30 protein-coding genes are annotated in these 25,921 nt (G+C 65.2%); 10 read left to right on the forward strand and 20 right to left on the reverse strand.

Going from position 1 to position 25,921, the window contains the following annotated elements; genetic code table 11:
• Position 1: 1 nt before the first annotated feature.
• The 6 genes from WDM24_RS34855 to WDM24_RS34880 all read right to left on the reverse strand — a co-directional run bounded on the left by WDM24_RS34855 (position 2) and on the right by WDM24_RS34880 (position 5,467).
• Positions 2–1,123 carry a GNAT family N-acetyltransferase gene (locus WDM24_RS34855; protein ID WP_338828978.1) on the reverse strand — a complete coding sequence of 374 codons (1,122 nt, stop codon included), beginning with the start codon at positions 1,121–1,123 and terminating at the stop codon, positions 2–4.
• On the reverse strand, positions 1,120–2,319 hold the full coding sequence (locus WDM24_RS34860) for a hypothetical protein (RefSeq protein WP_338828979.1): 1,200 nt from the start codon (positions 2,317–2,319) through the stop codon (positions 1,120–1,122). Before WDM24_RS34860 ends, WDM24_RS34855 begins: the two co-directional genes overlap by 4 nt.
• Positions 2,316–3,191 (reverse strand): ThiF family adenylyltransferase, encoded by an 876-nt coding sequence (locus tag WDM24_RS34865; protein WP_338828980.1) that lies wholly within the window; start codon positions 3,189–3,191, stop codon positions 2,316–2,318. The genes WDM24_RS34860 and WDM24_RS34865 overlap by 4 nt, the downstream gene beginning before the upstream one ends.
• Positions 3,188–4,243, reverse strand: a complete 1,056-nt coding sequence (locus tag WDM24_RS34870; protein WP_338828981.1) for a hypothetical protein — start codon at positions 4,241–4,243, stop codon at positions 3,188–3,190. The genes WDM24_RS34865 and WDM24_RS34870 overlap by 4 nt, the downstream gene beginning before the upstream one ends.
• Before the next feature lie 182 nt (positions 4,244–4,425).
• Complete coding sequence (locus WDM24_RS34875) at positions 4,426–4,701, reverse strand: YiaA/YiaB family inner membrane protein (RefSeq protein WP_338828982.1); 276 nt, start codon at positions 4,699–4,701, stop codon at positions 4,426–4,428.
• Positions 4,702–4,771: 70 nt separating this feature from the next.
• On the reverse strand, positions 4,772–5,467 hold the full coding sequence (locus WDM24_RS34880; protein ID WP_338828983.1) for a PspA/IM30 family protein: 696 nt from the start codon (positions 5,465–5,467) through the stop codon (positions 4,772–4,774).
• Positions 5,468–5,579: 112 nt separating this feature from the next.
• Between WDM24_RS34880 and WDM24_RS34885 the strand changes: the two genes are divergently transcribed.
• From WDM24_RS34885 to WDM24_RS34905, 5 genes are all read left to right on the forward strand, one after another.
• Positions 5,580–6,188 (forward strand): TetR/AcrR family transcriptional regulator, encoded by a 609-nt coding sequence (locus tag WDM24_RS34885; RefSeq protein ID WP_166298850.1) that lies wholly within the window; start codon positions 5,580–5,582, stop codon positions 6,186–6,188.
• Positions 6,189–6,506: 318 nt separating this feature from the next.
• A complete protein-coding gene (locus WDM24_RS34890) occupies positions 6,507–6,716 on the forward strand; it encodes a cold-shock protein (RefSeq protein WP_029079350.1) in 210 nt (69 codons plus the stop codon).
• Positions 6,717–6,949: 233 nt separating this feature from the next.
• On the forward strand, positions 6,950–8,068 hold the full coding sequence (locus WDM24_RS34895; RefSeq protein ID WP_338832503.1) for an acyl-CoA desaturase: 1,119 nt from the start codon (positions 6,950–6,952) through the stop codon (positions 8,066–8,068).
• 43 nt (positions 8,069–8,111) lie between these two features.
• Positions 8,112–8,276: a hypothetical protein gene (locus WDM24_RS34900; protein WP_166298851.1), complete on the forward strand. Its 165-nt coding sequence runs from the start codon at positions 8,112–8,114 to the stop codon at positions 8,274–8,276.
• Between the two features lie 90 nt (positions 8,277–8,366).
• A complete protein-coding gene (locus WDM24_RS34905; protein WP_338828984.1) occupies positions 8,367–8,603 on the forward strand; it encodes a hypothetical protein in 237 nt (78 codons plus the stop codon).
• Positions 8,604–8,628: 25 nt separating this feature from the next.
• On the opposite strand, the gene WDM24_RS34910 is transcribed toward WDM24_RS34905, so the two are convergent.
• Together WDM24_RS34910 and WDM24_RS34915 are read right to left on the reverse strand one after the other, a co-directional pair.
• Positions 8,629–9,000 (reverse strand): cupin domain-containing protein, encoded by a 372-nt coding sequence (locus tag WDM24_RS34910; RefSeq protein WP_166298853.1) that lies wholly within the window; start codon positions 8,998–9,000, stop codon positions 8,629–8,631.
• Between the two features lie 65 nt (positions 9,001–9,065).
• Entirely contained in the window at positions 9,066–9,329 is a 264-nt protein-coding gene (locus WDM24_RS34915; protein WP_338828985.1) for a hypothetical protein, read from the reverse strand.
• Here WDM24_RS34915 and WDM24_RS34920 point away from each other — a divergent pair.
• The gene (locus WDM24_RS34920; protein WP_338828986.1) at positions 9,319–9,603 is read left to right on the forward strand and encodes a hypothetical protein; all 285 of its coding nucleotides are present in this window, start codon (positions 9,319–9,321) and stop codon (positions 9,601–9,603) included. The genes WDM24_RS34915 and WDM24_RS34920 overlap by 11 nt on opposite strands.
• A 59-nt stretch (positions 9,604–9,662) precedes the next feature.
• Here the strand turns inward: WDM24_RS34920 and WDM24_RS34925 are convergent, their stop codons facing one another.
• The 3 genes from WDM24_RS34925 to WDM24_RS34935 form a co-directional block, all read right to left on the reverse strand.
• On the reverse strand, positions 9,663–10,487 hold the full coding sequence (locus WDM24_RS34925; protein ID WP_338828987.1) for a molybdenum storage protein subunit alpha: 825 nt from the start codon (positions 10,485–10,487) through the stop codon (positions 9,663–9,665).
• 13 nt (positions 10,488–10,500) lie between these two features.
• A complete protein-coding gene (locus WDM24_RS34930; protein WP_338691968.1) occupies positions 10,501–11,313 on the reverse strand; it encodes a uridine kinase in 813 nt (270 codons plus the stop codon).
• Positions 11,314–11,922: 609 nt separating this feature from the next.
• Positions 11,923–12,900: a 2-enoyl thioester reductase domain-containing protein gene (locus tag WDM24_RS34935; protein WP_338828988.1), complete on the reverse strand. Its 978-nt coding sequence runs from the start codon at positions 12,898–12,900 to the stop codon at positions 11,923–11,925.
• 125 nt (positions 12,901–13,025) lie between these two features.
• On the opposite strand from WDM24_RS34935, the gene WDM24_RS34940 reads away from it, so the two are divergent.
• Together WDM24_RS34940 and WDM24_RS34945 are read left to right on the forward strand one after the other, a co-directional pair.
• A complete protein-coding gene (locus tag WDM24_RS34940) occupies positions 13,026–13,601 on the forward strand; it encodes a TetR/AcrR family transcriptional regulator (protein ID WP_338828989.1) in 576 nt (191 codons plus the stop codon).
• A gap of 142 nt (positions 13,602–13,743) precedes the next feature.
• A complete protein-coding gene (locus WDM24_RS34945; RefSeq protein WP_338828990.1) occupies positions 13,744–14,100 on the forward strand; it encodes a hypothetical protein in 357 nt (118 codons plus the stop codon).
• Positions 14,101–14,149: 49 nt separating this feature from the next.
• Here WDM24_RS34945 and WDM24_RS34950 read toward each other — a convergent pair whose 3' ends face one another.
• The 5 genes from WDM24_RS34950 to WDM24_RS34970 all read right to left on the reverse strand — a co-directional run bounded on the left by WDM24_RS34950 (position 14,150) and on the right by WDM24_RS34970 (position 20,034).
• The gene (locus WDM24_RS34950) at positions 14,150–16,225 is read right to left on the reverse strand and encodes a pyridoxamine 5'-phosphate oxidase family protein (protein ID WP_338828991.1); all 2,076 of its coding nucleotides are present in this window, start codon (positions 16,223–16,225) and stop codon (positions 14,150–14,152) included.
• A 61-nt stretch (positions 16,226–16,286) separates the two neighbouring features.
• A complete protein-coding gene (locus WDM24_RS34955; RefSeq protein WP_338832504.1) occupies positions 16,287–16,904 on the reverse strand; it encodes a glutathione S-transferase in 618 nt (205 codons plus the stop codon).
• Positions 16,905–17,138: 234 nt separating this feature from the next.
• On the reverse strand, positions 17,139–17,552 hold the full coding sequence (locus tag WDM24_RS34960; RefSeq protein ID WP_156928449.1) for a Rieske (2Fe-2S) protein: 414 nt from the start codon (positions 17,550–17,552) through the stop codon (positions 17,139–17,141).
• Positions 17,553–17,782: 230 nt separating this feature from the next.
• Positions 17,783–18,895: an amidohydrolase family protein gene (locus tag WDM24_RS34965; RefSeq protein ID WP_338828992.1), complete on the reverse strand. Its 1,113-nt coding sequence runs from the start codon at positions 18,893–18,895 to the stop codon at positions 17,783–17,785.
• Between the two features lie 74 nt (positions 18,896–18,969).
• Positions 18,970–20,034 (reverse strand): amidohydrolase family protein, encoded by a 1,065-nt coding sequence (locus WDM24_RS34970; RefSeq protein WP_338828993.1) that lies wholly within the window; start codon positions 20,032–20,034, stop codon positions 18,970–18,972.
• A gap of 245 nt (positions 20,035–20,279) precedes the next feature.
• Between WDM24_RS34970 and WDM24_RS34975 the strand changes: the two genes are divergently transcribed.
• On the forward strand, positions 20,280–20,759 hold the full coding sequence (locus tag WDM24_RS34975; RefSeq protein ID WP_338828994.1) for a hypothetical protein: 480 nt from the start codon (positions 20,280–20,282) through the stop codon (positions 20,757–20,759).
• Here the strand turns inward: WDM24_RS34975 and WDM24_RS34980 are convergent.
• Complete coding sequence (locus WDM24_RS34980) at positions 20,756–21,469, reverse strand: DJ-1/PfpI family protein (protein WP_338828995.1); 714 nt, start codon at positions 21,467–21,469, stop codon at positions 20,756–20,758. The two genes, WDM24_RS34975 and WDM24_RS34980, sit on opposite strands and share 4 nt — an antisense overlap.
• A 64-nt stretch (positions 21,470–21,533) precedes the next feature.
• Here WDM24_RS34980 and WDM24_RS34985 point away from each other — a divergent pair, with 64 nt between their 5' ends.
• Complete coding sequence (locus WDM24_RS34985; protein WP_338828996.1) at positions 21,534–22,529, forward strand: GlxA family transcriptional regulator; 996 nt, start codon at positions 21,534–21,536, stop codon at positions 22,527–22,529.
• A gap of 199 nt (positions 22,530–22,728) precedes the next feature.
• Here WDM24_RS34985 and WDM24_RS34990 read toward each other — a convergent pair whose 3' ends face one another.
• The 3 genes from WDM24_RS34990 to WDM24_RS35000 all read right to left on the reverse strand — a co-directional run bounded on the left by WDM24_RS34990 (position 22,729) and on the right by WDM24_RS35000 (position 25,840).
• Positions 22,729–23,895 carry an integrase core domain-containing protein gene (locus WDM24_RS34990; RefSeq protein ID WP_224496526.1) on the reverse strand — a complete coding sequence of 389 codons (1,167 nt, stop codon included), beginning with the start codon at positions 23,893–23,895 and terminating at the stop codon, positions 22,729–22,731.
• A 286-nt stretch (positions 23,896–24,181) separates the two neighbouring features.
• Positions 24,182–24,730 (reverse strand): carboxymuconolactone decarboxylase family protein, encoded by a 549-nt coding sequence (locus WDM24_RS34995; RefSeq protein ID WP_338828997.1) that lies wholly within the window; start codon positions 24,728–24,730, stop codon positions 24,182–24,184.
• A 195-nt stretch (positions 24,731–24,925) separates the two neighbouring features.
• Positions 24,926–25,840 carry a LysR family transcriptional regulator gene (locus tag WDM24_RS35000; protein ID WP_414645784.1) on the reverse strand — a complete coding sequence of 305 codons (915 nt, stop codon included), beginning with the start codon at positions 25,838–25,840 and terminating at the stop codon, positions 24,926–24,928.
• Positions 25,841–25,921 lie beyond the last annotated feature (81 nt).

Here is a 25,921-nt window from a genome sequence, read left to right on the forward strand (position 1 = left end):
CTCATGCCGCCGCCAGCCGTTTGAAGAACAGATGCAGCCGGTGCAGCGGCTGGGCGCCGACCTTCTCGACCTGGCGCAGCGACGGACCGTTGATATCGGCGATCCAGGTGCCGCCGAGCGTGCGGTAGCCGGCCTCCTGCAACGCCAGCGCCGTGCGATAGAGCATCGCGCCGTTGAGACCGCGATTGTGCAGGTCGCGGCAGACCGACTGATAGATCAGCACGGCGCGCGTGTTCATGATGCGGTGCTGCACGAACCTGAACAGCGCTGATAGCCCGATCCGGCCGCCGATCGCCTTGATCAACGGATTGAGATCGGGGATCGCGATGATCGCGCCGGCGGGCCGGCCGCGGTGATAGACCACGGTCGAAATCCGCTTGTCGATGATCCACATCATGTCGCCGGCCTGGAACAGATATTCGGCCGCGGTCGGCGGCACGAACATCGGGTTGTCGGCAAAGCCGTCATTGAGGATGAGGCGGGCGTCCTCCAGCCGCTCCTTGAAGGCGGAACGCCTGATCGGTTGCCAGACGAAGTCCTTGTCGGCGAGCACCGCGCGCTGCTTGTCGCCAAGCAATTGCTCGGGCTTGCCGCCGTCGAGCGCGATCTCGAACGTCGTCATCGGGAAGGTCGCGGCATAGCCGGCGCGTTCGAGGTGGCGCGCGATATGCGGCGGCGACCACATCATGTCGGTGAATGGCGCATGGTCGAACCCGTCGGTCATCACGCCGATCTGCTGCATCGCCGTGAGATTGAAATTGCCGGCGACGCGGCTCATGCCGCGCGCGGACAGCCATTGCTCGGCGGCACCCAGCAGCGCGTCGGCCACCTCGGGCTCGTCGATGCAATCGAAGAAGCCGAATGCGCCGCGGCGGGTGCCATGCTTGCGGTTGGAGGCGTCGTGGATCGAGGCGGCGATGCGGCCGACCGGCCGTCCGTCGCGATGCGCGGAGAACAGCGCGTAGCGGCCGTGGCCCTCGGTGACGAACGGGTTCTTCGCGGCATCGAACATCCGCTCGAAATCGCTCCACAGCGGCGGCACGTAGAGACTGTCGGGCCCATAGGCATTGAGCGCGGCATCGAATGCCGCTTTGCGGTCGCCCTCCCTGATCTCGAGCGTCATTTGGCCTCCGGGGTCAGCGCCAATAGCCGCCGCACCAGCGCCAGCGCGGTTTCGGTGGCGGGATCGGCCGCGGTCACGGGTACGGCGAGCACGATCAGATCGAGCGGATCATGCGCGAGCACGATGACATGGGAGGCGCTGTTGGCCGTCATCAGCGAGACCATGCGTTCGGCCGCAGGATCAACCGCCGCCAGCCCCCACGGCGCATCGGACCGGCGCAGCACGCGCCTTTCCGACAGGAAATCGCGCAGCAGCGGCGGATCGTAGATCCCGAGCTCGCTCTCGCGAAAGTGCCGCGCGCTTTCGAAGATCGGATGCCGCGCGAGCTCGGCGATCAACTGCTCCCTTGTCTGCGCCGGCGACGCCGCCACCGAGTTGAGCACGCCGGGCTCCTGCGATTCGAACAGCGCGCGCAACGCATCCGTCATCAGCCCGATGGTCAGCACGCCGGCAATCGCGACCGCGACGAACCGGACGATCTGCGCGGCGTCGACGTCGGGCGCCATGAAGGCGGCGGCGAGCCCCAGCAGGCCCGAAGAGATCAGCCGCAGCGCCATCATCGCAAGCCCGTGGCGGCGGGTCTCGGCGCCGCCGCCGGCGATCAGCATCACGGTCACGGTCAGCAGTGCACCCAGCGCGCCGAGCCGAACCGGAATGTCCGGGAACAGCGTGCGGAAGTCGGTCAGGATGAACGGGATCACGACCAGCGCGCCGACCGCCATGCGGCCGATGCTGCGGTTTTCCGAGGCCATCAGCGAGGCGCGGTCGCGCGTCGCCAGCAGCAGCGCGCAGGTGGCGAAAGCAAGCAGCTGAAACAGCGCCAGCGTGATCGCGTAAGGCATCGCGAAGCGCTGCAGCCCGAACAGGCCGCCGAGGCCGAGCAGGATGCCGCCCGCGAGCGCTGCGATCTTGACTGCACGCGGCGCGTGGCGCCGCAGGATGCCTTCGGTGACGATCAGGGCGCCGAGCGGGATCAGTGCGGCCGGGATCACCGAGAGGTGGTCGAGCAGCCGGCTTCCGCTCCACCACGCGAGGCCGCGGTCGAGGAACAGGATCGCGATCACGCCGAGCGCAAGCAGCAGGCGGCGGGTCAGCGGGCTCCTGGGATCGCGCCGGTAGAACGTCATCATCGCCACCGCAAGGCCGATGGCGCCGCAGAGATTGACGATGGAATCGGCAATCGCCCCCGAGGTCATGTGCTGCCCGTCAATTGCTCGATCGCCCGGCGCACCAGCGGGCGCATCAGGGCGGCAACCAGCGCATTGCGCGGCCGCTCGATCGCGGGCCGGTGCGGATTGAGGAACCAGCCGCGGCAATCGGTGCCGGAGGTGCGGCCGAGGATCAGCGCGACCGCCTCATAGGCCATCAGCATCCCGGTCGAGATCACCATCGGCGCGAACGACATCCGGCTGCGGCGGCCGGCCGCGACTTCGCCGGCAATGGCGAGATCGACATAGTTGCGCGACGAGGAGTGCAGCATCACGTGCTCGATCTCGGCACGCATCGCGGCGCGGCGGTCGTCCTCGGTGATAGCAGTCCAGTCCTTGCCCGTCGTCGGAAAGCCGAGACGCTCTTCGGGCCGGGGGTCATGCGGGCGCACCACGATCACCGACGGCAGCGGCGACATATAGGCGTCGATCACGGTCGCGTCGGCACGCTTTGCGGTCCGGTACAGATGCACGCCGGCGGCGATGTCGTCCATGCCGTTGACGATGACCGGGCAACGCGCGGCGATCGCGGCGAGCTCATCGGTCCAGTTCTCGCCGAGCACCTCGATCTCGATGGTCGGGTTGATGCGTTTGGCGGCTTCGGCGGCGACCTCCGCCTTCTCGCGGCCGACCTCGTCGGCGAAGGCGAACACCTGGCGGTTGAGGTTGGAGACCTCGAAGCGGTCGATGTCGGCGATCACGAACTTGCCGACACCGGCGCGCGCCAGCGCCATGAAGGCCGCGCCGCCCATGCCGCCGACGCCGCAGACGAACACCCGCGCCTGGCGCAGCAACTGCTGCTCGTGCTCGTCGATAAAGCCGATGTTGCGGCCGGTGAAGGAGTAATAGTCGAAATTCATCGCGCTCCCCCGCTCTCCTGCCTGCGCGGCCGCAGCGTGCCGAAGGCGCGGCTGTCGTCGAGCCAGTAGACCACCGGCAGCACCAGGCGCTGCAGCGCCAGCATCGCGGACGCCGCGAGCAGCGCCGGCAGCGAGCCCGACGGCACCTCGCGCATCAGGTAACGGCGCGCGCCGGCAAGATCGACGCGACCGAGCTGCAGCACATCGTCGCCGCGGCCGTAATCCAGCTCGCGCGCGCAAAATTCGTTGTAGACGGCATCGCGATGTTTCGCTGCGATCTCGAAGGTCTTCTTCAGCGCGTCCGAGCCGCCGGTATAGGCATTTGTGATGACCGAGCGCGCCTCGTCGAAGCCGGCCTCCTCGCCGACGCCGAACACCGCGCGATGCCGTGCCATGATGCCGCGTGCCAGCTGCAGATGCGCAAAGCTCTGCCGCGCGCCCGGCTGCGGCGACGGGAACACGTCCGAGAACGTGTCGCTGACCATGCCGACCACCGCCGGCACCTGGGTGACGTTGGAAATCCATTTCGGCCGCAGCCCGTCGCGGGCAAACAGCACCAGCGCGGTCAGGCCGTAAAGCACCCAGGACAACCCCTGCCCGCGCACATCGGGATCGACCATGACGAGGCCGAGATGGGTGACTTCAGCGGGCTCGCCGTCGAGCGGCACGTCCATCACCGACAGCGCGTTGAAGGCGATCGGCCGCCCGGTGTCCTCCTCGGAGATCAGGGTGACGACGGCGCGCGACAGCCGCTCGGGCTCGCCGGAAAAGATGCCGTAGGTCAGGCTCTCCTCGGGCAGCGTCTTGGCGGCAACGATGCGCAGCTGCGCGACCAGTGCGTCGAGCTCGTCCTTCGGCAGCGACACGCCGGGCGATTCGACGATGCGGGTGCGCTGGCCGGCCTGGGTGCGCAAGGTGAGATCGATGGTCGGCTGCGACAACGCCTTCAGCCAAAAGCCGGCATGGCTGCGCAGGCCGTCAAAGGCCGCGCGCGCCTTCGCAAAGCCCCTGCCGCCGCGCGAGGCCGGGGTCGGATCATCCGTGGACGCCATTTCTCTGTCCCTCGGTCGCGATCTCTGCACTCAGGCCTGTTAAAGAGCCATGAGCGCAACCTGCCGCTGTTGGCCGCAGGGTAAACAAGCCGTTCCGGAAACGGAACAAGTTGCCCCCAACGACGAAAGCGGCGGGTGCAAAACACCCGCCGCTTCGCATCGGCTCCGGCTCAGGCCGCCTCTCATGCTGCCTTCGAGACTTCCATCAGCAGGCGCTCGGCCTTGGCGTCCTCGATACGGTTGACGAACTTGCCGCTCTCGTAATTGTCGCGCACCGTCTTGGTCATCGTCACGCAGGTCTGGATCAGCATCACGATGCCCATCGTCAGATAGCCCTTCATCCAGAGATCGATCGGCAGGAAGAACACGCCGATGCCGACGAGGAAGGCGGAGCCTGCGAAGGACGCGTAGGTGAAGGTGACCCAGGCGCCGCTGTGGGGTTGGATGGTCTGGTTCATGGTCGTCTCCTTGATGATATCCGGTTTGAAGTTGGCGTGGTTTCAGGCTTGAGATTTCAGGCTTGAGGTTTCAGATTTGCGGCGGGCGCTTGGCTCTCAGCCGCGCCAGCACGTCGTCGGCGGTCGATTTCATGCGCGGGCCAAAGCCCTGCTCGGCGAGCCTCTCGGCGACGACTGATGGTCCCGAGGCGGTATCGATTTCGAACAGCGCGTCGTCAGCCGCCTGGATCTCGATCTGCCGCTCGCGCAGCCGCTTCAGCGTCGCTTCCGCTTCCGGCAGCGTCGATTCGTAGGGGCGCGCCGCCTCGATGCCGCTCCGGCGCAGCGAGCGCACCGCCTCCGAGGCGCGGGCGAGGCGCCGGCCGCGATCGAGCTCGGCGATCCGCGCCTCGGCGTTGCCGACGTGGCGCTTCAGCCGTGTGATCTCGGTGGCGAACAGGGTGCGCGCGGTCATCGCGGCATCGCGTTCGGCTTCGAGGTTGGCGATCGCCTGCGCGGCTTCGCGGGCGAGGTCTTCCCGGCCGCCCTCGAGCGCCGCTGAGGCGCGCACCTCGAGATCGGCGATCCGGGCGTTGGTGGCGTCGAGCCGCCGGCCCTCCTGCTGGTCGCCGGCGATCGCCAGTGCCAAGGTCCGCTTCGAGCGGTCGACGGCGGCGGCCGCATCGCGCATCTGCTGGTCGAGGATGACCAGCGCGGTCCGGTCTTGCAGTTCCTCTTCGGCGACCGCCACGCTGCCGCGGAAAAGTGTCAAAACAGTTTTGAACATTTGGTCACTCCCTGTTATGAGCATCGCTCATGAATCTTTTGTACCACATACTGAGCGTTGCTCAAGAATTATTTGAGCGTCGCTCAAGTATATGGTTAACGGCGGGTAAAACATGTCCAAAGCATTGGAACGACGTGCGAAACTGCGGGAAGCGCTGATCGAGGCGGCGGAACGGGCGATTGCGACAAAGGGTCTCGGCGGCCTGAAAACGCGCGAACTGGCCCAGGAAATCGGTGTCGCCAACGGCGGCGTCTACAATCTGGTCGAGGATGTCGACGAGCTGATCCTGCGCGTCGGCTCGCGCACGCTGGCCCGGCTCGACGCCTCGCTGTCGCTGGCCGAGATCGGCGGGGCGGCGGCGCCGCGCGAGATGCTGGTGCGCATCGCGGTCGCCTATTGCGACTTCGCCGCCGACAATCTCGAATTGTGGCGGGCGCTGTTCGAGCACCGCATGCAACCCGGCAAGCCGGTGCCGGAATGGGCCATCACGGAGCAGATGGAATTATTCCGCCACATCTACAAGCCGCTCGCCGCACTGTTCCCGCAGCGCTCGCCGGCGCAGCTCGGCGTCACCGCGCGCAGCCTGTTCTCCGCGGTGCACGGCATGGTCGCGCTCGGGCTGGAGCACAAGCTGATTGCGGTGCCTATCGGCGCGCTGCGCAGCGAGATCGGCACCCTGACACGCGCGATGGTCGACGGGCTGACGGCGAAGAAGGAGTAGCGCACCCGCCCGATGCCCCCGCTGTGCGGTCGAGCAGACGACTTGCCGCAGGGAGACGTGGATTTCAGCTGTTGCCCCAGGAGCAAGGGCGACGTAGCGATTGAGGTCAGGACGGCAGAAACCACTTGCGGAATGATCGGATAGTAGCCATTTAGCTCGGATGGAGTTTCGGCCGAACGACTTGGCCTCGCCGCTGATAGCGCGCCTGACTGACGACCCTCCCCCCAAAACTTCGAACTAGAGCGTTTTCGAGCGAAGTGGCTACCGGTTCGCGTGAAGAAAACGCGCAAACGCGCATCTATTGAAGGACGAACTCCCATGAATACGGGAACTGTGAAGTGGTTTAACAGCCAAAAGGGTTTCGGCTTCATTCAGCCGGACCAGGGAGGCCAGGATGTTTTCGTTCATATCAGCGCCGTTGAACGCGCCGGCATGAGCACCCTCAACGAGGGGCAGAAGGTTTCTTTTGAAGTCGTTGCAGACCGCCGGACTGGCAAATCTGCTGCGGACAATCTGCGCGCCGCGTAAGCTGCCGCAATCGGCGCCATGCTGCTTTGACCACGGATGTACTGGCAGAGCCTCTGGTTTCGCGACCCCGCGACTGGTCACCCAGCCGCGGGCTTCTCTTTATCGCACCGCGCGCAATGCCCGCCAAGACCAGGACTTGAGCCGTCCGCTGGCGAGACGGCCCGCACATTGAAGCAATCGAGGTCGCGAGCGTGTCCACCAATATCGATCCAGTGTCGCAACACGACGACATCATGTACCCGCAGGTCCTCCCGTTCCTGCTGGTCCACGCAGGGTGTCTGGCGGCGATCTGGTCGGGCATCTCATGGCAAGCGATTACAATCTGCGTTGTTCTCTATTGGCTGCGCATGTTTGCGATCACGGCGGGCTATCATCGGTACTTCTCGCATCGCGCTTACTCAACAAGCCGGGCCTTTCAATTCATCCTTGCCTTCCTTGCCCAAAGCAGCGCCCAAAAAAGCGTGCTTTGGTGGGCTGCGAAACATCGGCATCACCATCTCCATTCCGACACCGAGCAGGATGTGCATTCCCCTCTGCACACGGGCCTCGTGTACAGTCATCTCGGCTGGATCTTCTATCGACAGCACGACGCAACCGATCTGACGAAAATCTCGGATTTTGCCGCGTATCCAGAGCTGATGTGGCTGCACAGATTCGAGGTTTTGCCGGCGGTCGTGGTCGCGGGCCTGTGCTTCCTCATTGGCGGATGGCCGGGGCTCGTGGTCGGTTTCCTCTGGAGCACCGTGCTGGTGTATCACGCCACGTTCTGCATCAACTCCCTCGCACATGTTCACGGACGCAAGCGGTATGTGACAGGCGACGACTCCCGCAACAATTGGCTGCTGGCCCTGATTACGATGGGTGAGGGTTGGCACAACAATCATCACGCCTACCAAAGCAGTGCACGGCAAGGCTTCCGCTGGTGGGAGATTGACGTGACCTATTATGTCCTGGTGGCCTTGTCCTGGCTCGGTGTTGTCTGGGATCTGAAGGCGCCGCCCGCACTGGTTCTCCGCAACGAGCGGCGCCTGGGATCACGCGTGATCAAGCGAACGGCCGAGCAGCTCGCGGGACGCTTCAATCCCGAGTACATCGCGATGGCGATCAAATCGTCGGTCCATGAGACCGGAATGTCGGTGCGGGACGCGCTTTTCCTGTTGCAGCATCGTGCCGACCTGCATCTGCCCAGCATGCCAACGCGTGACCAGTTGCTGGCTGAAGCCCAGGCCATGTTCGCGATGACGCCATCGCTGGACGATATCGTCGACCGTGCCCATGAACTCCTGGTGGAATCGGTTTGTTTTCTTCTGGCCGTTCCGCCTCCGGTCGCCACCGTAAGCCCGAAACCTTGAGCAGACGGTAGCATTTTGCCTCGGGCATCCCCATATGGGGTCAATGACCAACTGGCAAAAGCCGAGCAAGCGAGAACCACCCAAGACCAAGGCTGAATTGCGCGAGATGCTGACCGAGGCTGTGCGCAACACGCCGAGCCCCGACCAGGTGCCGCAGCGGCGCCCGGCAAAGGCCAAAAAGATCGCGGCCGGGACGGCTGACGACTAAGCCTCGCCCTCCACCCGACCGGATCGCCCGGCCCGGGATACGACCGAACTCCATTGGCGACGAGCGCGAAGATTTTCGCGAAGGAGTAGTATGCGCAGATTACCCAAGCCGACCGAACAAGAGATCAATGAGGGACCCCAGGCGGTGTCTTTTCAGATCGCGAACGGAAACGCGCGGCAGGACTGCATCCTGCAAACCACATTCCCAACGAAGATGCAGGCGCACAAGTATCTGCTCACGAATTGGCCGACCATCGAAAAGATGGCTCGCGACGCCCTTGCGGCGGGAACCATCGAAGGCGGCCAGATCAAGCTCGTGATGATCTGAACAGCCCGTGGGAAACGCCTGAGCCTCACGGCTCCATCGTGTAGGCGCGCCCGGGTTCGAGCGCGTAGATCGTCAGAAAGCGCAGCGGACGTTCCGGGTCGCAGTTGCGAAACAGCGTGTGCGGAAGGTCGGGGCGATCCTGCAAGGTCTCGCCTGCCCGATACCGGCGCGGAGCCTCACTGCCATAGGCGGACTCGGCGACACCTTCGACGATGAAGATAATTCCCCCAACCGGATGCCGGTGCAGCGGCGCGACCCCGCCGGGCGGATAGGTCACCTCGGCAACGACGAGCTCGCGATCATCGCCGGGCAAAGCGAGACGCTCAAGGGTCTTGCGCGTCACCCCGGCAAACCCGGTCTGTTGCGCGTTTGCCTGACCGTCCTTGCCATCAGCCATTGGAATCCCTTTTCTCGTCACGTGAGCCGTCCCCCCGATCAAGTCGCGATGACCATGAGGGCGCCTCACCACGGCAACAAGATGTCGGAGCGACGGTTCAGCACGTCGGCTCCCGAGCAACACAGAATGGCCGAAGGCCTTGCCACCCTCGCTCCGACGTTGCAGGATTCTTGCACCGAAGAAACCTTCAGCAGTGGGCTTTGCATGGGAATGAGCATCGTGACGACGCGGTTGCCGGGGATCGCCGCCCTGGCGCTCAGCATTGCAGCATCAAGTGTCATGCCGGCGTTTGCGGCGCAAGCCGTATCCGAATGCTCGATGTCGGTCACATTAGCGGATTGGGGCGAGAACTCGACCGGCGATATCGACGTCGCGTCAGGCCAAAGCTGCCTGATCCCGATCGGGATCCGCGGCACGGTGACCGACTCCGCGATCTCGCAAAAGCCGACCTACGGCAAGTTGAAGAAGATCAACGCATTGACCTTCGAATACAGGGCGAAGGCCAAGTACAAGGGCAACGACAGCTTTGCCATCAAGGCGACGGGTCAAGGACCGAAGACTTCAGGCACCTCGGTCATCACCGTGCGCGCGACGATCAAGTAATTGCCCCCTTCGCGCGCCGAACAAGCACGGCGCGCGACAGATTCCTTGATGAACGGGCGTCAGGCCGGACGCGCGCCGGTGCGGATGATCGACCCGACATGCTGGCCGCGCAGTGCCGCGGTGAGCCGGCCGGGAACGAGGCCGTTCACGACCTGCACGCGCTCGATATGGCGGGCGTTCTTCATCACCTCGAGCAGCGCGGGATCGAACGGCAGCGTGCCCTTCAGCTTGGCAAGATCGGCGACGCTGGTCTCGCGCAGCAGCTGCGCCTTCTTGCCGTCGGGACCGTTCGGATCATCGGTATACACGCCGTCGACGTCCTCGACGATGGTGAGGCCGGCCGCGCCGAGCGCATCGGCGAGCAGGAATGCACCGGTGTCGGCCCGATGCAGCGGGATGCGCGAGTCCGGAAATTCGTGATGGTGATAGGGCGGAAAGCCGCTGCCCACCACCGCGCGGGCCGCGGAGAGGTGGATCGCAAGCTGGCTCGCGATGGTCGGGTGCTCGATATAGGAGACGCCTTCCGGCGCGAGCAGGCAGGCCAGGATATGACCGTTCTGGCCGGCCTCGCTCGCCGCGAGCGGCGCGAGCGAGCCGACCGGCAGACCGAGGTCGAGGCCGACGCTGTAGAGGTGGCGGGCGCGGATGCCGGCGCCGGTCAGGATCAAGAGGCGGTGCTCCGGCAACAGCGAGCGCAGCTCGTCGACGATCGGCAGGATCGTTTCATGGCCGCGATCCATGATCGAGCGGCCGCCGATCTTCACCACCTGCACCCAGGGCAGCAGGGGTATAGGGCGTCCGCCGGCAACGGGACGGGTAAGATCGCTGTCGAGCAGGGTCTGGCGCGCGAGCGGCGAGGCGACGTGCTTGGTGGTATCATCCATGGTCGTGTCTCTCTCAGCTCGCGGTGATGATGGTGCCGACATGCTCGCCCGCGAGCGCGCGGGTGAGATTGCCGGGGACAAGGCCATTGACGACCTGCACCTCGCGGACATGGCGTGCGGCGGCGAGCAGATCGAGCACCGGGAATTCGAGGATCGAATCCTGCAATCCCTTCGCCTTCATCTCCGCGACCGAGATTTTCGGAATGAAGGTGGCGCCCTTCGAGGTCTTGGGGTTCGCGGTATAGAGGCCGTTCTCGTCCTTCACATAGATCATCGCCTTGCAGCCGAACTGCTCGGCGACCAGGAAGCATCCGGCGTCGGTGCGGTACGGCGGGATCATGCCTTCGGGTGCGGGGCGCATCCACAAGCCATAAGGCGGCATGCCGCTGAAGATCACCGCATTCACCTCGGCGAGATAGAGCGGCACGGCCGATAGCCCGGCGCCGCTGACCGCGGAGATGCCGTGCTTGGCAAGCAGCTGCCCCAGCATCACGGCGTTCTGATCGGCGACCGAGGCGCCGAGTTGCGACAGCACGCCGGCCGGCAGGCGAAGCCCGGCCGCGATCGAATAGAGATGCCGGGCGCGGGTGCCCGCGCCGGTCCCGATCAGGAGCTTGTGGGCCTTGCGGGCCGCGACGATCTCGTCGACCAGCGGATAGACGGCGGCGCGGCCGCGGTCGATGACGCTCTGGCCGCCGATCTTGATCACGGTCGCATCCGGCAGGATCCGGAAATCCGACGCCGCTTCCGCCGCCGCCAAAAGCTGCGGATCTGTCAGCGACCGCTGCATCAGGAGCCCTTCAAGCTCTGCCGTCGTGTTTGCCATGAGAAACGTTCCTTTTCCGATGCGCCTGGCACCGCTTCCGGATTGCACTGGTAGCGGTAAGCCGGCCGGGTCTCAAGATGCAATGGCATTGATGGCGCACCCCGGCGGTCGTGGCGCTGACGTCCTAAGCTTAGACAATCACATGACTATCCCAGCCTGGCGCGACGCGCGGTCAGCCAAACCGAACGGTGATGTCTTCGAGGGGAATGCCGCCGGCCAAGCGTGATGCCGCCAGGCCGCGAGGAGAATGTCGGGATCTGGGAATGATTGTTCAGGGAGGCAATGACCTCCCCGGCAATCGCTTCGAAGTTGGCTTGCGCCGTCATGCGACATGTCTACACCGGGGTGCCGACAGCGTCCAATCAACGGCGAAGTGCTAGGGCAAGATGAGTTTACTTCAAATCGAGCAACGGACTCCACCTCGCCCCGCGTGCGGGGAGAGGTCGGAACGCATCGTTAGATGCGTTCCGGGTGAGGGGGAGCCTCCGCAAGCGCAGCTATCGCCGAATACGCGGAGACGGCCCCTCACCCCAACCCTCTCCCCGTTAAGAACGGGGAGAGGGAGCGCAGCGTCTTCGTGGTTGCTATCCAACCTAATCTCATCACGTCCTAGTTGGGCGTGAAGATCACCTTGCCCTTGAACGCCGCGGCCTTGGCGATCGCTTTCGAAAATCCCTCGAGGCCGTAGGTCCCGACGACCGGCGCGCTGATTGCGCCGGATGCGACCATCGGCACCAGATGATCGTACATCGTGGCCAAGGCCTCATCGGTTGCGGTCTTGCCCCAATGTCCCAGCCAGAAGCCGCGCACCGACACTTCATTGAAGATCACGCTCAAGGCCGAACCTGAGAACGGCTGTCCGCTCATCGCGCTGTAGATGACCAGCACGCCCTTCGATGCCAGGCAGTTCATCAGGTTCAAGGCGGACGCGCCGCCGACGACGTCGAGCGCCAGCTGGATCGGCGCCCCGCCGGTCTCCCTGGCGACGCGCTTGGCGAGGTCCGGTCCGTCGACCAGCACGATATCGCCGCCGATCGCCTTGACCTCATCCACGACTTCCTCGCGCCGGACGACGTTGACCGTCTTGAGGCCGAGCGATTTGGCGATGCCGATCACCGCGCGCGCGGTCGCCGAGTTGGCGCCGTTCTGGATCACCCAGCCGCCGCGCGGGACTTTGACGAAATCGGTCAGCAGCAGATAGGCGGTCGCCGGATTGACCCCGATCATGGAGAGCTGCTGGATATCGGCGTGTTCGGGCAGCGGGCGCTGCCACGACGCCGTGAATTTGACGCGCTCGGTCCAGGTCGGGACCGTGAACGGAATCAGCGTGCGGTCGCCCTCCCTGAGGTTCTTCACCTGCGATCCCGCGGCGATCACCCGCCCGACGCCCTCGATGCCGAGCGTGGCCGGCGGCGACGGCAGATAGCCGTAGCGTCCGGCCATGATCATGAAATCCGAGTTGTTGATCGGCGCCGCCTCGACGGCGACCACCACCTCGTTGGGGCCGGGGCTATCAACGTCAGCCACCTCGTTGAGCTTGACCACATCAGCAGGACGTCCGAACGCAACAACCTGAACCGCCTTCATGGCACCATCTCCCGATTTTGTTATGTACCAGTAAGTACAGAATGAGGCTCGCGTCAATGGCCCGGAGCGCCTTCACAGCAAGGTGAAGGCTTCACATCCGACGCGGGAGTACATAAAACAGCGGTATGGCAAGGCCGCGCAGCTTCGATCCGGACGACGTCCTGGAAATCGCCCGTCAGGTGTTCTGGCAGAAGGGGTTTCAGGCAACCTCACTCGACGAGATCACGGCGGCGAGCGGCATCGCCAAGCCCAGCCTGTACGCGGCATTCGGCGACAAGAGCGCGCTGTTCCTGAAGGTGCTCGATCGCTACCACGACGGCATTCTGGGCTGGGCCGAACGCACGCTGGCGCAGCCGGGGCCCGCGCGCGAGGCAATCAGGCAATGGCTCACCGGGTTCATCCCCTATTGCTCGGGCGAGAAGGGGCAGCGCGGCTGCCTGTCGATCAATTCCGCGGCCGACGGCTCGCTCGATCGGGCCGAGGTCCGCAAGAGCATCGAGCGCTACAACCGGCGGCTCGAAGAGCTGTTGCGCACGCGGCTGCGCGCCGATCGCGCCCAGTTCAGGAAGGGCTTTGACCCCGACGTCACCGCGCACACGATCATGGTGGTGCATGCCGGCCTGCTGGCGCTCGCGCACCAGCGGCCGGAGTCGAAACAGGTGAAGGCCGTGATCGACCAGGTGATGGGCCTGCTCGCCTGACTTTAACGGCACCCGGCCTGACCTGGCTCACTCCGCGCCTCGCATGAATGTGAATATATGACGATTATCATCTTATTGATGTAGAGCTTCCGATGACCATGTCCGGATTGGCTGCCATGGGCTTTCCGGATTTGGGGATCAGATGGACAAACCGTTTTTGCGTGCGACGCTCGTTTTATTCACCGCGCTGCTGGCGATGCCGGCGTTCGGTCCGGCTCTAGCCCATGATCACCAGCATCCCGAGCTGAACGGCTGGTATGAGAGCCTGCAAAGCGGCAAGGGACCCTGCTGCGACGGCAGCGACGCGCGACGCGTCGACGATGCCGATTGGGACACCAAGGACGGCCACTATCGTGTGCGCCTCGAGGGCGAGTGGGTCGACGTTCCCGAGGACGCCGTGGTTACAGGACCGAACCGCGCCGGCCGCACCATGGTCTGGCCGTATTATCTGGATGGTCACCCGCGGCCGCGCTGCTTCATGCCGGGCAGCATGGGCTGAGCAATCGCGACGGCGCTGCGCGGGCCGAGTGGTCGGCGAACGCGGCCGGTCAGAGATCGAGCTGGATCCGGCCCTCGCCCTCGGCGTCCGGCTGCGCCGGCACGGCGCAACAGATCAGCACCTCGTCATCGGCCACCTCGGCGGTGGGCTCCTTCACATAAGTCACCGCGCCTGCCAGCAATCGGGTTCGGCACGTTCCGCAATTGCCTTCGCGGCAACTGAACACGGGGCTGAGACCGCGCTCTTCCGCCAGTTCGAGCAGCGTTCCCGACTCCGGCGTCCAGCGCGCCTCCTTCAGCGATGCGGTGAAGACCACCGGGACCGGCATGGTCGCGGGCGGCCGGCGCGGTGGTGCGGCCGTGACCACGTCCGGCTTCCGCACCAGCGACGACGGACCGAACGCCTCAGCGCGAATCCTGTCGTCGGCAATGTTGTAGCCGCGCAGGGCGTCATAGAGTGACTGCGTGAACTGCGGCGGCCCACACAGATAGAAGTCATAGTCGTTGAACGGCAGGACGCGCGACAGCAGCGCCATGTCGATCCGCCCGGCGGCGTCATAGTCGGCACCCTGTTCGGCGCCATCGACGTCGCCGAGCACGCGGATGATGCGGACGGAACCACCGGCGGCCTCAGCCAGTTGCCGCAATTCGTCGCCGAACGCACGATCCTGCTTCGTGTGCGCGGCCTGGAACAGGAAGGTCGGCCGGATGCCGCGGGTGCGCAGGCCCTCGTAGACCACGTGGCGCAGCATCGCGAGCATCGGCGTGATGCCGACGCCGCCGGCGAGCAGCACCGCGGGCCGCTTCTCGCGCGCATCGATCGTGAAGCCGCCGCTCGGCGCGCCCGCTTCGATGATGTCGCCGACATGGATGTGGTCGTGGAGATGCTGCGACACCAGGCCGTCGCGCTTCACGCTGATGCGGTACTTGCCGTCGGACGGCGCGACCGAGACCGTGTAGGTGCGGATGACGGGCTTGTCCGTCCCGGGGATCGAGAGGCGGATCGGCAGATGCTGCCCCGCCGCGTGCGGAAGCAACCCTGCCCCGTCATCCGGCTGCAAATGAAACGAGCGGATCGAGCGGCTCTCGTCGACGATGTCAGTCACCTTGAACGGACGCCATTGCGTCGCAAGCTCGGCCGCGCGGATGCGGTCGGCGGCCTGCGCCCAGTTGCCGGTCATCAACGCATTCGGCGACCAGCCGTCCGCCCGGAACGCCCAGCGCAGCGGCAGCGCGCCGCGCCGGCGCACCACACGGCGGGCGCGGAAGCTCCACAGCCGTTCGGCGCCCTGGAACGCCGCGACCTCCGGCGAGTCCAGGATCACCTCGGCGTCACCGCTCAGTTGCAGCAGGTCGCCGGTTTCGAAATCGGCAAACACCAGCCCGGCCTTGCCGTTGAGGTGGATGTTGCCGAGCGTGTTGAAGAACAGATTGCCGGCGAAATCGGGAATCGTCAGCGTGCCGTCGTCGCCAACCCGGACGAAGCCCGCTTTGCCGCCGCGATGCGAGACGTCGACCTGGCGGCGGTCCTCGCGTTCGGCATAAGACGCCACGAAGAACGTGTCGGCCGCCTTGATCATGTCGCGCGCGGCCTGATCGAGCGTCGGGCTCTGCTCGATCACCCCGGTGAACCGCTGATCCGGCTCGCGCACGAAGCGGAAATCGCGGAGCTGGATGTATTGCGGACAATTGCCGAAGCTCTGATCGAGTTCGAAGTTGAGCACCTTGCCCGACGATGCACCAAGCAACCCGTTCGCACGGTTGCGGCGCCGCGTGTGCAACTCGATTCCCAGCAATCCGATCGCATCGCCGTCGCGCATGCCCTCGCTGACGGGATCGCTGGGGTCGGGCCGCGCATCGATCTCGAGGCTGTGTGGCGTCGGCGACGAAATGAAGCCGGGCCGGCCGGCGAGCAGCGAGGCCCATGCGTCGCCGCTGCGGTCCACGCTGCCGACAACGATGAAGGGGATTTGCGCGAAGAAGTCGCGGTGCTGATCGGGCATGAAGTCGCGCACCGCGCGCTGGCCGACGGCCGCCATCTTCTCGGCCACGCCGACCTTCTGCTGGATCGCCTTCTCGCCGGCATGCCACACGGCCAGCTTGTTCTTGGTTCGCCTGTCGCTCATCTCGCAGCCCTCCCCTTCGGGGGTTGGACGGGCGTGCCCGAAGGCACGCCCGGTCAGCACGTTACGCTGCCGTAGCGAGACCGACGCGGGTCTTGGCGAACGGCACGAAGCCCGGCAGCGCCTCGATCCGGCGCAGGAAGGCATTGACGCGGGAATAGTCGGAGAGATCGACATTGCCTTCGGGCGCGCTCGACAGATAGCTGTAGAGCGCCACGTCGGCGATCGTCGGTCCCGTGCCGACCAGCCAGTCGCGACCCGCGAGATGCGCTTCGAGCCGCTTCAGCAGGAGATGGGCGCGGGCGATCACATCGTCCGGATTATGCTTGGCACCAAACACGGTGATGAGCCGCGCCGCAGCAGGTCCGAACGCGAGATCGCCGGCGGCGACCGAGAGCCAGCGCTGCACGGCGGCCGCACTCTTCGCATCCTGCGGCAGCCAATCGGTGCGGCCGAGCTTGGTCGCGAGGTAGACCAGGATCGCGTTGGAATCGGCAATGATCGTGCCGTCATCGTCCAGCACCGGCACCTGGCCGAACGGATTGAGCGCGAGGAATTCCGGCGTCTTCTGCGCGGCGGACTTGAGGTCGACCTCGACCAGCTCGTGCGGAATACCCAGCAGGGAGATGAACAGGCGGGCGCGATGCGCGTGGCCGGAAAGAGCAAAGTGATAGAGCTTCATGATGCCGTTCCTGATGTCGTGGACGGGATCCATTCCCGGCCGCACCCTCAAGGTGGCCCATTGCACGTCACATTATAATCGCCGACAACGGCACTTCATTATTGCAAATAGTGCAACGATCTCATTTCTCGTCATGGCCGGGCTCGTCCCGGCCACCCACGTCTTTCCATCAACCAAGCAAAGACGTGGATGCCCGGCACAACGCCGGGCGTGACGGTTTCGTGGCGGCGGCCCTTACACCTCGACGATCACGTAATTGTCTTCGATGTGCACCGGGAACGTCTCGGCGACGTACGGCCCCTTCTGCAACTCCGCGCCGCTTTCGACCGCGACCGGATAGGAGCGGATCTTGAACCGTTTCGGATCGAACCAGGACTGGCCGTTGCGCATGTCGAATTCCCAGCCGTGCCAAGGACAGCGCAGCATCTCGCCGACGCGGTCGCGCTGATAGATGCCGGGCTCCGGCGAGGTCAGCCGCGCGACGCAGGCCGCCTTCTCCAATGGCGCGCCCTCATGCGGGCAGCGATTGAGCAACGCGAAGAACTCGCCATTGACGTGGAACACGACGATATCGCGGCCCTCAAGGCCGAACACCTTGTTTCCGCCGGCGGGAATCTCGCTGGTGCGCGCGACGATGTGACGGGCCATTTGAATCCTAGCGCAGGGTGAGGTCAGCTTGAAACGGTTCGGCAACAGACTCGCTGCACCTCTCCCGCTTGCGGGGGAGGTCGTATCGCATCGCTAGATGCGATACGGGTGGGGGCTCTCTCCACACGAAGAGTGTCGCAAGCGGCGACACCCCCACCCCAACCCTCCCCCGCAAGCGGGAGAGGGGGCTCGGTTCCGTCGCGGTTGCTACTCGTCCTAATCTCATGATCCTAGAACTTGTAAACCGCGCGGGCGTTGCTGTTGAAGATCTTGCGCCGCTCGGCCTCCGTCAGCGGCGTCTTGAACGCGTAGCGCGCGTCGTCATAGTCCCAGTGCGGATAGTCCGACGAGAACAACAGCCGGTCGATGCCGACCCATTCGATCAGCTGGCGCAGATGCCTCGCCTCATCGGGCTCGTCGATCGGCTGGGTGGTGAACCAGAAATGCTCCTTCACATATTCGCTCGGCTTGCGCTTGAGATGCGGCACCTCGCTGCGGAAGCGCTCGAAATGCTGGTCCATCCGCCACATCGTCGCGGGAATCCAGCCGAAGCCGCCCTCGATGAACACGATCTTCAGCTTCGGGAAACGCTCGGGAACACCTTCAAGCACGAGGCTCGTGAGGTTCGAGGCCACCGTGTGCGCGTTCGACTGATGCTCCTCGCAGTAATAGGACGGCCAGCCGCCGCCGGTCGGCGCGTGCCCGCCATAGCCGCCGACATGGATGCCGAGCGGCAGATCGAGCTCCTGCGCGCGTTGATAGATCGGCCAGTAGCGGCGGCGGCCGAGCGGCTCGTTGGCCGGCGGCGAGACGTTGATCTGGATGTATTCGCCGGTCTTGGCGCAGCGCTCGATCTCGGCGAGGCCGAGGTCGGAGCCATCCTGCCCGACCAGGATCGAGGCCTTTAGCCTGGGATCGCGATGCGCCCAGAAGGCGAGCTGCCAGTCGTTGATGGCGCGCTGGATCGCGGCGCCGAATTCCAGATTCTGCTGCGAGAAGATGAAGAGGTCTAGCACCTGCAGAATCCCGAACTCGACGTCGAAGGGATCGAGGTGCTGCTTGCGCATGAAATCGAGATCGGAGCCGGGCACGCCGCCGGTCGGCGGCCAGGCATCGCGCCGCGCGATCAGCGGCGAGGAGCGCGGATACGGCGTGGTGCCGATATAGGGCGTGCGCAGATGGCTGCCATATTCCTTCAGATGCTGCTGCCAGCGTTTTGGCAGGAACTCGTTGAGGTCGCTGTGCGCATGGATGCTCGGATGAATGTCGCAATCGATGATCTTCAGCCGCGTCGCGGCGGTGGTCTCCTGGTCGAGCATCGGACGGTCGATGACATCACTCATGCGATCCTCGTTTTTGTTTGGCGCATGATCTTATCGGAAAACCGGTTCCCACTTTTCCGGATCATGCGCGCGAACTAGGAATCGAGCTTCAGGCGCGGAAAGGTTTCCAGCGGATTATCCTCGCACATCCGCTTGACGATACTGTCAGGCAGATATCGCGGGATCGGATCGTCGCCGTCGAACTGCCAGTGCGGATAGTCGGATGCGAACAGGAACATCTTGTCGGAGCCGATCTGGTCGATGACGTCGGCGACACCGGTGGCATCCGGCGGGCCGTCGAACGGCTGCATGGTGACGCGGAAATGGTCGCGGATGATCGCGGCCGGCTCGCGCTCGACCCACGGCACCTCGACACGCACGCCGCGCCAGGTCTTGTTCGCCCGCCACATGAACGCCGGCAGCCAGCTGACGCCCGACTCCATCAGCACCACAGTCAATCCGGGATACTTCCCGAACACGCCCTCATAGATCAGGCTCAGCGCCTGCGCCTGGAACGCCTGCGCTTCCGCGAGATAATATTCGTAGCGATAGGACGGCCAGCCGATCGAGCTCGGCGCGCCGCGGTAGGCGCTGCCGGCGTGGATTGCGATCGGCAATCTGTACTTCTCCGCGGCCTGATAGATCGGCCAGTAATGCCGCCGCCCGAGCAGCGTCTCGCCTTGCGAGGGCACCAGCACGGAGACGAAGCGATGATCGCCGGCCCTGCGCTCGATCTCCTCGACCGCAAGGTCCGGCGCCTGGATCGGCACCACGATCGAGGCGCGCAGCCGCGTGTCCCTGGCAAGCCACTCGGCGGCGATCCAGTCGTTGATCGCCTTGCAGAAGTCTGCCGCCATGTAGGAATCGAACACCGCCTGCGCGCCATAGACGACGTTGCAGATCGCATGGCTGGCGCCGAGTTGGTCGAACGCGCCGCGCTGCACCATGGCGAGATCGCTGCCAGGCTTGCTTCCGTCGGAAGGCCGCCAGTCGGCGCGGCCGGACAGCGGCATCGACGGCGGATAGGAATTGAGGTCGAGCCCGTCGATGGCGCGGCTGACGACCTGTTCCTTCCAGTGATCGCTGAGATAAGGCAGCAGCGTGGTGCGCGTTCCCCCCACCGCGGGATGGATGTCGCAGTCGATGCGCGTGGCCACCATGGCGCTCCTCGGAATATCTTTGTCTTCATTGTTGGCGGCATCGCTACCGCAGAGGGGACTGTGCCGCCGATGGCGCGATCGCGCAAGCCGATCCGCGCGGGGCCGCCCTGCCCTGTGCGCGCACCGTCCCTCACACGAAGTTGCAGGATGGCCGCTGAATGGAGTCACCCATTGAGGCCGCAAGGCGTGGTAGCGATTCCGCGCCGCGGAAGGCGCAGCGACAGGAGACTGGAATGAGGCTTGGAATGAGACTTGGCCGATTGACTATCCTCGCATGTTCATTGTCGCTGGCCGCGTCCGCCGCAGCGGCTGCGCCCGCGACCACTACCGGCTCGGTCGCGCTGGCGCTGGCAGGCGTGGTGGCGCCCTATTCGCCGCTGCTGCCTGCGGAGAAGGCCGCGGTCGCCGCGTTCTTCAACGGCGACAGCAATGTCCCCGCCACGACGAAGATCACCGTCACCGCAGACAAGGTGGTCTGCCGCGCCAGCAATGTCGACATCACCTCGCGCTCCTGCGAACTGACCTTCGGCAGCAAGACCCACACCGTGAAGGGAAGCGCAGCCAACGCGATCTTCGCCACCGTTGCGCTCGCCGGCGTGCCGCCCGACGGCGCCGCCGGCACGATCTACGAGGCGCTGTCAAAACTGTCCTGCACGCTCGATCCCGCCGTGATCAAGGACAAGGCCGGCGGCGGCGCCGACTGCACGTTCGAACCGGGGAATTAGTCTCCGGCAACAACAACACCCAACCTGGCAGCCACACGGCGTGCGGTCTCTTCCCGCTGCGCCGTGATCGCGCGTGTCGCCTGGCGCGTCTGCTGCAGGATCTCGGGTGGCGCGGTCTCCGGCGTGCCGCTGTTGAAGGGCGGTTCCGGCGCATAGGCCATATAGAGCTGGATCGCCCGCGCGACATCGTCGCCGCGCAATTCGGCCGCCAGCCGCAATGCGCCGTCGATGCCTGCGGTGACGCCGGCAGCGAAGACGTAGCTTCCATCCACCACCACGCGCTCGTTCACGGGCACAGCGCCGAAGAACGGCAGCAGATGAAACGACGCCCAATGCGTCGTCGCCCTGCGTCCCCTGAGAAGCCCGGCCGCTCCGCAGATCAGGGCCCCGGTGCAGACCGAAAAGATGCGGCATGCCCCCGCGGCCTGCGCGCGGATCCAGTCAAGAACCTCGCCGTCCTCCATCAGCGCCTCCTGACCGAATCCGCCAGGCACATGCAGCACATCGAGCGGCGGCGCGTCGGCCAGCGTGGCGTCCGGCGTCAGCCGCAATCCCTTGATGTCGCGAACCGGCTCCAAAGTCTTGCCGTAGATGCGGTAGGTCGAATTCGGAATCCGCGACAGCACCTCGAACGGCCCGGTCAAATCGATTTGATCGACGCCTTCGAACAAGAGCGATCCGATCCGGAGATGAACATCGTGAGCAATCATCGAACTTCCCTCGAACTTCCCGTGCGCTATGGACAAAGCGAAACTAGCGCGGCACGTTCCGGCGATGACGCCAAAGCCCCCACATTTTCCGCCAAAAGGCCGACGCCTGATCGAAGTGCTGGCGTACCCGGCGGTGCAACTGCTCGATGTCACCGGGCCGCTGCAGGTGTTCGCGTCCGTCAACGCGCAGATGGCCAAGGCAGGCAACGCCGAGCCCTATGAAGTCCGCGTTGTCGGCAAGGACGGTCCCACCATCGAAGCATCGGCCGGTGTCGGCGTTGCGGTGCATCCGCTTTCCGCGATCGATGCCGCCGTCGACACGCTGGTGATTCCGGGCGGCGACGGCGTCAACGCCGCAACGGCGGATGCCGTGCTGGTCGACTGGGTGCGCAGACGCACCACGCAAGCGCGCCGCACCGCGTCGGTCTGCACCGGCGCGTTCCTGCTCGCCGCAACGGGTGCCCTCGACGGTCGACGCGCCGCGACTCATTGGCAATTTTGCGCAGAACTCGCCGAGCGCTTTCCCGCTGTCCGGGTCGAGCCCGATCCGATCTTCGTGCGCGATGGATCGTTCTGGACCTCGGCGGGCGTCACGTCGGGGATCGACCTCGCGCTGGCGCTGGTGGAGGAAGATCTCGGCCGCGCGACGGCACTCGCCGTCGCGCGCTATCTCGTGGTGTTTTCCAAACGGCCGGGCGGGCAGGCTCAATTCAGCGAACTATTGTCGCTGCAAACAACCGACGACCGGTTCAGCGCGCTGCATGACTGGGTCGGCAATCATCTGGCCGAAGACCTCTCGCTTGCAACGCTCGCCAGGCAGGCCGGCATGAGCGAACGCAGCTTCAGCCGGCACTATGCCGATGCGACCGGGTTGACGCCGGCGCGCGCGATCGAGCGATTGCGGGTCGAGGGCGCCAGGCATCTGCTCTCGGAGACGCACCTGCCGATCAAGCGGATTTCACAGCGTTGCGGCTTCGGGTCCGAGGAGACGATGCGCCGCAGCTTTATGCGATTGCTGTCCACCACACCGCAGGACTACCGCGCCAGATTTGCGCGCTAGAGTCACGCTAGAGTAGAGTAAGGTGAAGTCAGGTTGAAGCGGCCTCGCGGCAGACTGGCTACACCTCTCCCGCTTGCGGGGGAGGTCGGATCGCATCAAAGATGCGATCCGGGTGGGGGCTCTCTCCACGACATGACTCGCGTGTTCAACCGGCATGATTCCCGACATTTTGGACCGGCATGATCCCCGACAGTTTGGGTTAAGCGGTCTGTTCGCCCGGTTCGCGCAGCCCCTCACGAGGCGGAGCGAACCGGGTGAACAGGCCGCGGCGGTCGATGAGACCGACGTCGAGGTCGCAGAAGCGGACGACGTGGTCACCGGTATCGAGTTCGGCGATGCCGACAAGTTCGTTCACCAGCGCCTGACCGATAAAGACGAACTTGCCTTTCCATTTAATCTCCCCATTGCCGCGAACACGGCGGGCCTGGTGATCGGCGTCATACCAGGGGTCTTGCTCGCGATCCGGCATGGTGCGTTGAGATGCTCGATAGGCGTCCTCCGGCGGCCGTTGGCCCAGCGCTTCGTGAGGACGTTCCTTATTGTAATGCTCTCGGAAGGCGTCAAAGCGGGCCTGTTGCTCGGACGCATTATCTGCCGGTGGGCTCGATGTTTGCGCCTTCAAGGTGCGATGCATGCGCTCATGGCGACCGTTCTCCTGCGGCGAGGCCGGACGGATGAAGTGCGGCGTAATGCCGAGCTTCAGCCACCAGACCGACAATGTGGTGAGACCGCCGGCGCCGCGCGAGCCGAACGGCGAACCATTGTCGCAGCGGATTGCCCGCGGCAGGCCATGCTCGCGGAAAGCCCTCTCGAAGCGGGGGCGGACGCCCTCGGTCGTCGGTGCGACGATCTGCAGTTCGATCAGGAAGCGACTGTGGCTGTCAGCCACCGTCAACGGATCAATCCGGCACTGGTCGCGGGTGCGGAACCAACCCTTGAAGTCCACGCTCCACTCGTCGTTCGGCTCCTGCACCGGCGTGCAGGGACGCCGCTGGTCGAGCGGACGGCGGCGGCGCTTCACCGGCGAGATCAGCCCCGCGCGCTTGAGAATGCTCCCAATCGTCGACGCCGCCGGCCAATCGATCTCCGGCGCCTGGCGGTCAAGCAGGGCGAGCAGCTTGCGCGGTCCCAGATAGGGAAAGCGCTGCCGAGCCGCGATCACCTTCTCTGCAATCGCCGCATCGGTCGTTTGTCGGCATTGCTGCGGCGCGTGCGAACGGTCCCTGAACCACTCCGGATCGCCGCTCTGCTTCCGCTGGCGCCATGCGTAAAACGTGTCGCGGCAGATACCGTGACGGCGGCACAACTCCGACACGCTCCAGTTCCCGCTCTCGTACTCCATAAGCATCCGGATACGCTCTTCCATCCGACTGGTCTCTCTGAACGGCATCGTCGGGCCCTCCCGCCGATGCTTCTAGAAACCTGTCGGCAATCATGCCGGTCTAAACTGTCGGGTATCTATCCGGTCTGTACCGTGGAGAGAGCCCCCACCCCAACCCTCCCCCGCAAGCGGGAGAGGGAGCGCACCGCCGTCGCGACCGCTTTTCAACCTAACCTCATCACGCACTGGTCCGGGCTTGCAGTACAGCGATCAGAGCCGCATGCCGGCCTCACAGCCGGCGTGCAGTGCTCGGCGCTCAGGCGAGATCGGCTCAGCCATTCCAGGCATGCGCCTGCAATGCGGCCTCCAGCGGCGGGTTGGTCACGCTGCCGGTGTAGTTGGTGATGGTCGATGCCGCCACGATGGTGATCACTTCAAGCACGAGGTCCTTGTAGAACCCGGCCGCCAGGAATCGTTCGATCTCCTCGTCGTCGAGCCGCCCGCGCTTTTCGATCAGCGACCTCGCCAGCGTCGAGAGTGCACCGAGTGTTTTGTCGGCAGGCGAGCGGCCGGCACGCATCGCCTCGACATCGGCCGGAGCAAGACCGGCCTGCAAGCCGAGCGCGGAATGCAGCGCGACCGCCCAGGCGCAGCCATTGGTTACCGCGTCGGTGAGCAGCACGGTCTGGATCTGCTGCTCGGTGAAGCTGCCGCTGTGAACCTTGTCGAAGATGCCGATGAAGCTCTGGATGAGCACGGGCGACGTCGCCATCGCCGCCGCAAGGTTGGGGATCATGCCAAACCGCGCCTCGACGTCGCGCAACGCGGGCCTGGAGGCTTCAGGCGCGGAGTCGCGCGTATGGACCGGAAAACGTGCCATCGGAATTGCCTTTCGCTGTGTTGATTGAACCCGAGGCCTCGGCGCGCAACCGAGCTGTTGCGACCAGCGTGCGGGCAACCGGGTTCGATGCAGGCTATCTAGCTGCGCCCAGACGCCAGCGTTCGCCAAACTCCCCACATTCCGCGCCATCCGCGGGGCCTGCGTTGACGCTCAGCTACGTCGCGCAACACTCTCTCAAACCCCGGCACGGTCCTTTACCCGCCGCGTCACAATGCCGAGCAGGCGGCTGAGCGTGCCGCCGGCGGGGCCCTTCTTGCGCGCCAGCGCGAGCGGCGCGACGAGACCCGCCGCACGATCGAGGCGGAGATAGGACACGCCTGCGGTCTCCAGCCGCGCCATCGATTCCGGCACGATCGAAATCCCGAGCCCCGCCGCGACGAGGCTGAGCGTCGACACCATCCGCGTCGCCTCCTGCGCCACCTTGGGGCTAAAGCCCGCGGCGCGGCAGGCCGCGATGATGCTGTCATAGAGACCCGGCCCGGTCGGGCGGCGGTAGAGGATCAGCGGCTCGTCGGCGAGCGAGGCCAGTGCAATCCGGCGGCGCGTGTCCTTGCGGGCGCGCGGATGATGGTCGGGCAGCGCAACCAGCATCTCCTCGTCGAGCAGATGGGTAATCGTCAAATTCTCCAGCCGCTCGCTCGGCGAGCGCACGAAAGCCGCATCGAGCCGATCGGCCTCGACGGCCTCGATCAGCTCGCCGGTCGAGGCCTCCTCGAGCGACAGCGTGATCGCCGGCGCACGCTCGCGCATCTCGCGCATCACGCCGGTGACGAAGGGATGGAAGGCGGCCGAGGAGGTGAAGCCGATCGCAAGCTGGCCTTCCTGGCCGCGGCTCGCCCGGCGCGCGGCCTCCACGGCGAGATCGGCGTCGCGCAGGATCGCGCGGGCCTTGTCGACGAAGGCACGTCCGGCCGCGGTCAGCTCGACCCCGCGCGGCTGCCGGCGAAACAGCGGCGCGCCGATCGCGGTCTCCAGCGCGCGGATCTGCTGGCTCAGCGGCGGCTGCTGGATGCCGAGCCGCGCGGCGGCGCGGGTGATGTGACCTTCCTCGGCCACCGCGACGGCATAGCGGAGATGGCGCAGCTCGATCATCGGATGCATCCATATCTAGAATATATGACAATTACCTGATCCATATATTTGATATTTGGAGCATCGCAAACTAGGTTC

The organism is Bradyrhizobium sp. 27S5, from assembly GCF_037217225.1.
In the GTDB taxonomy this organism is placed as follows: Bacteria; Pseudomonadota; Alphaproteobacteria; order Rhizobiales; family Xanthobacteraceae; genus Bradyrhizobium; species Bradyrhizobium septentrionale.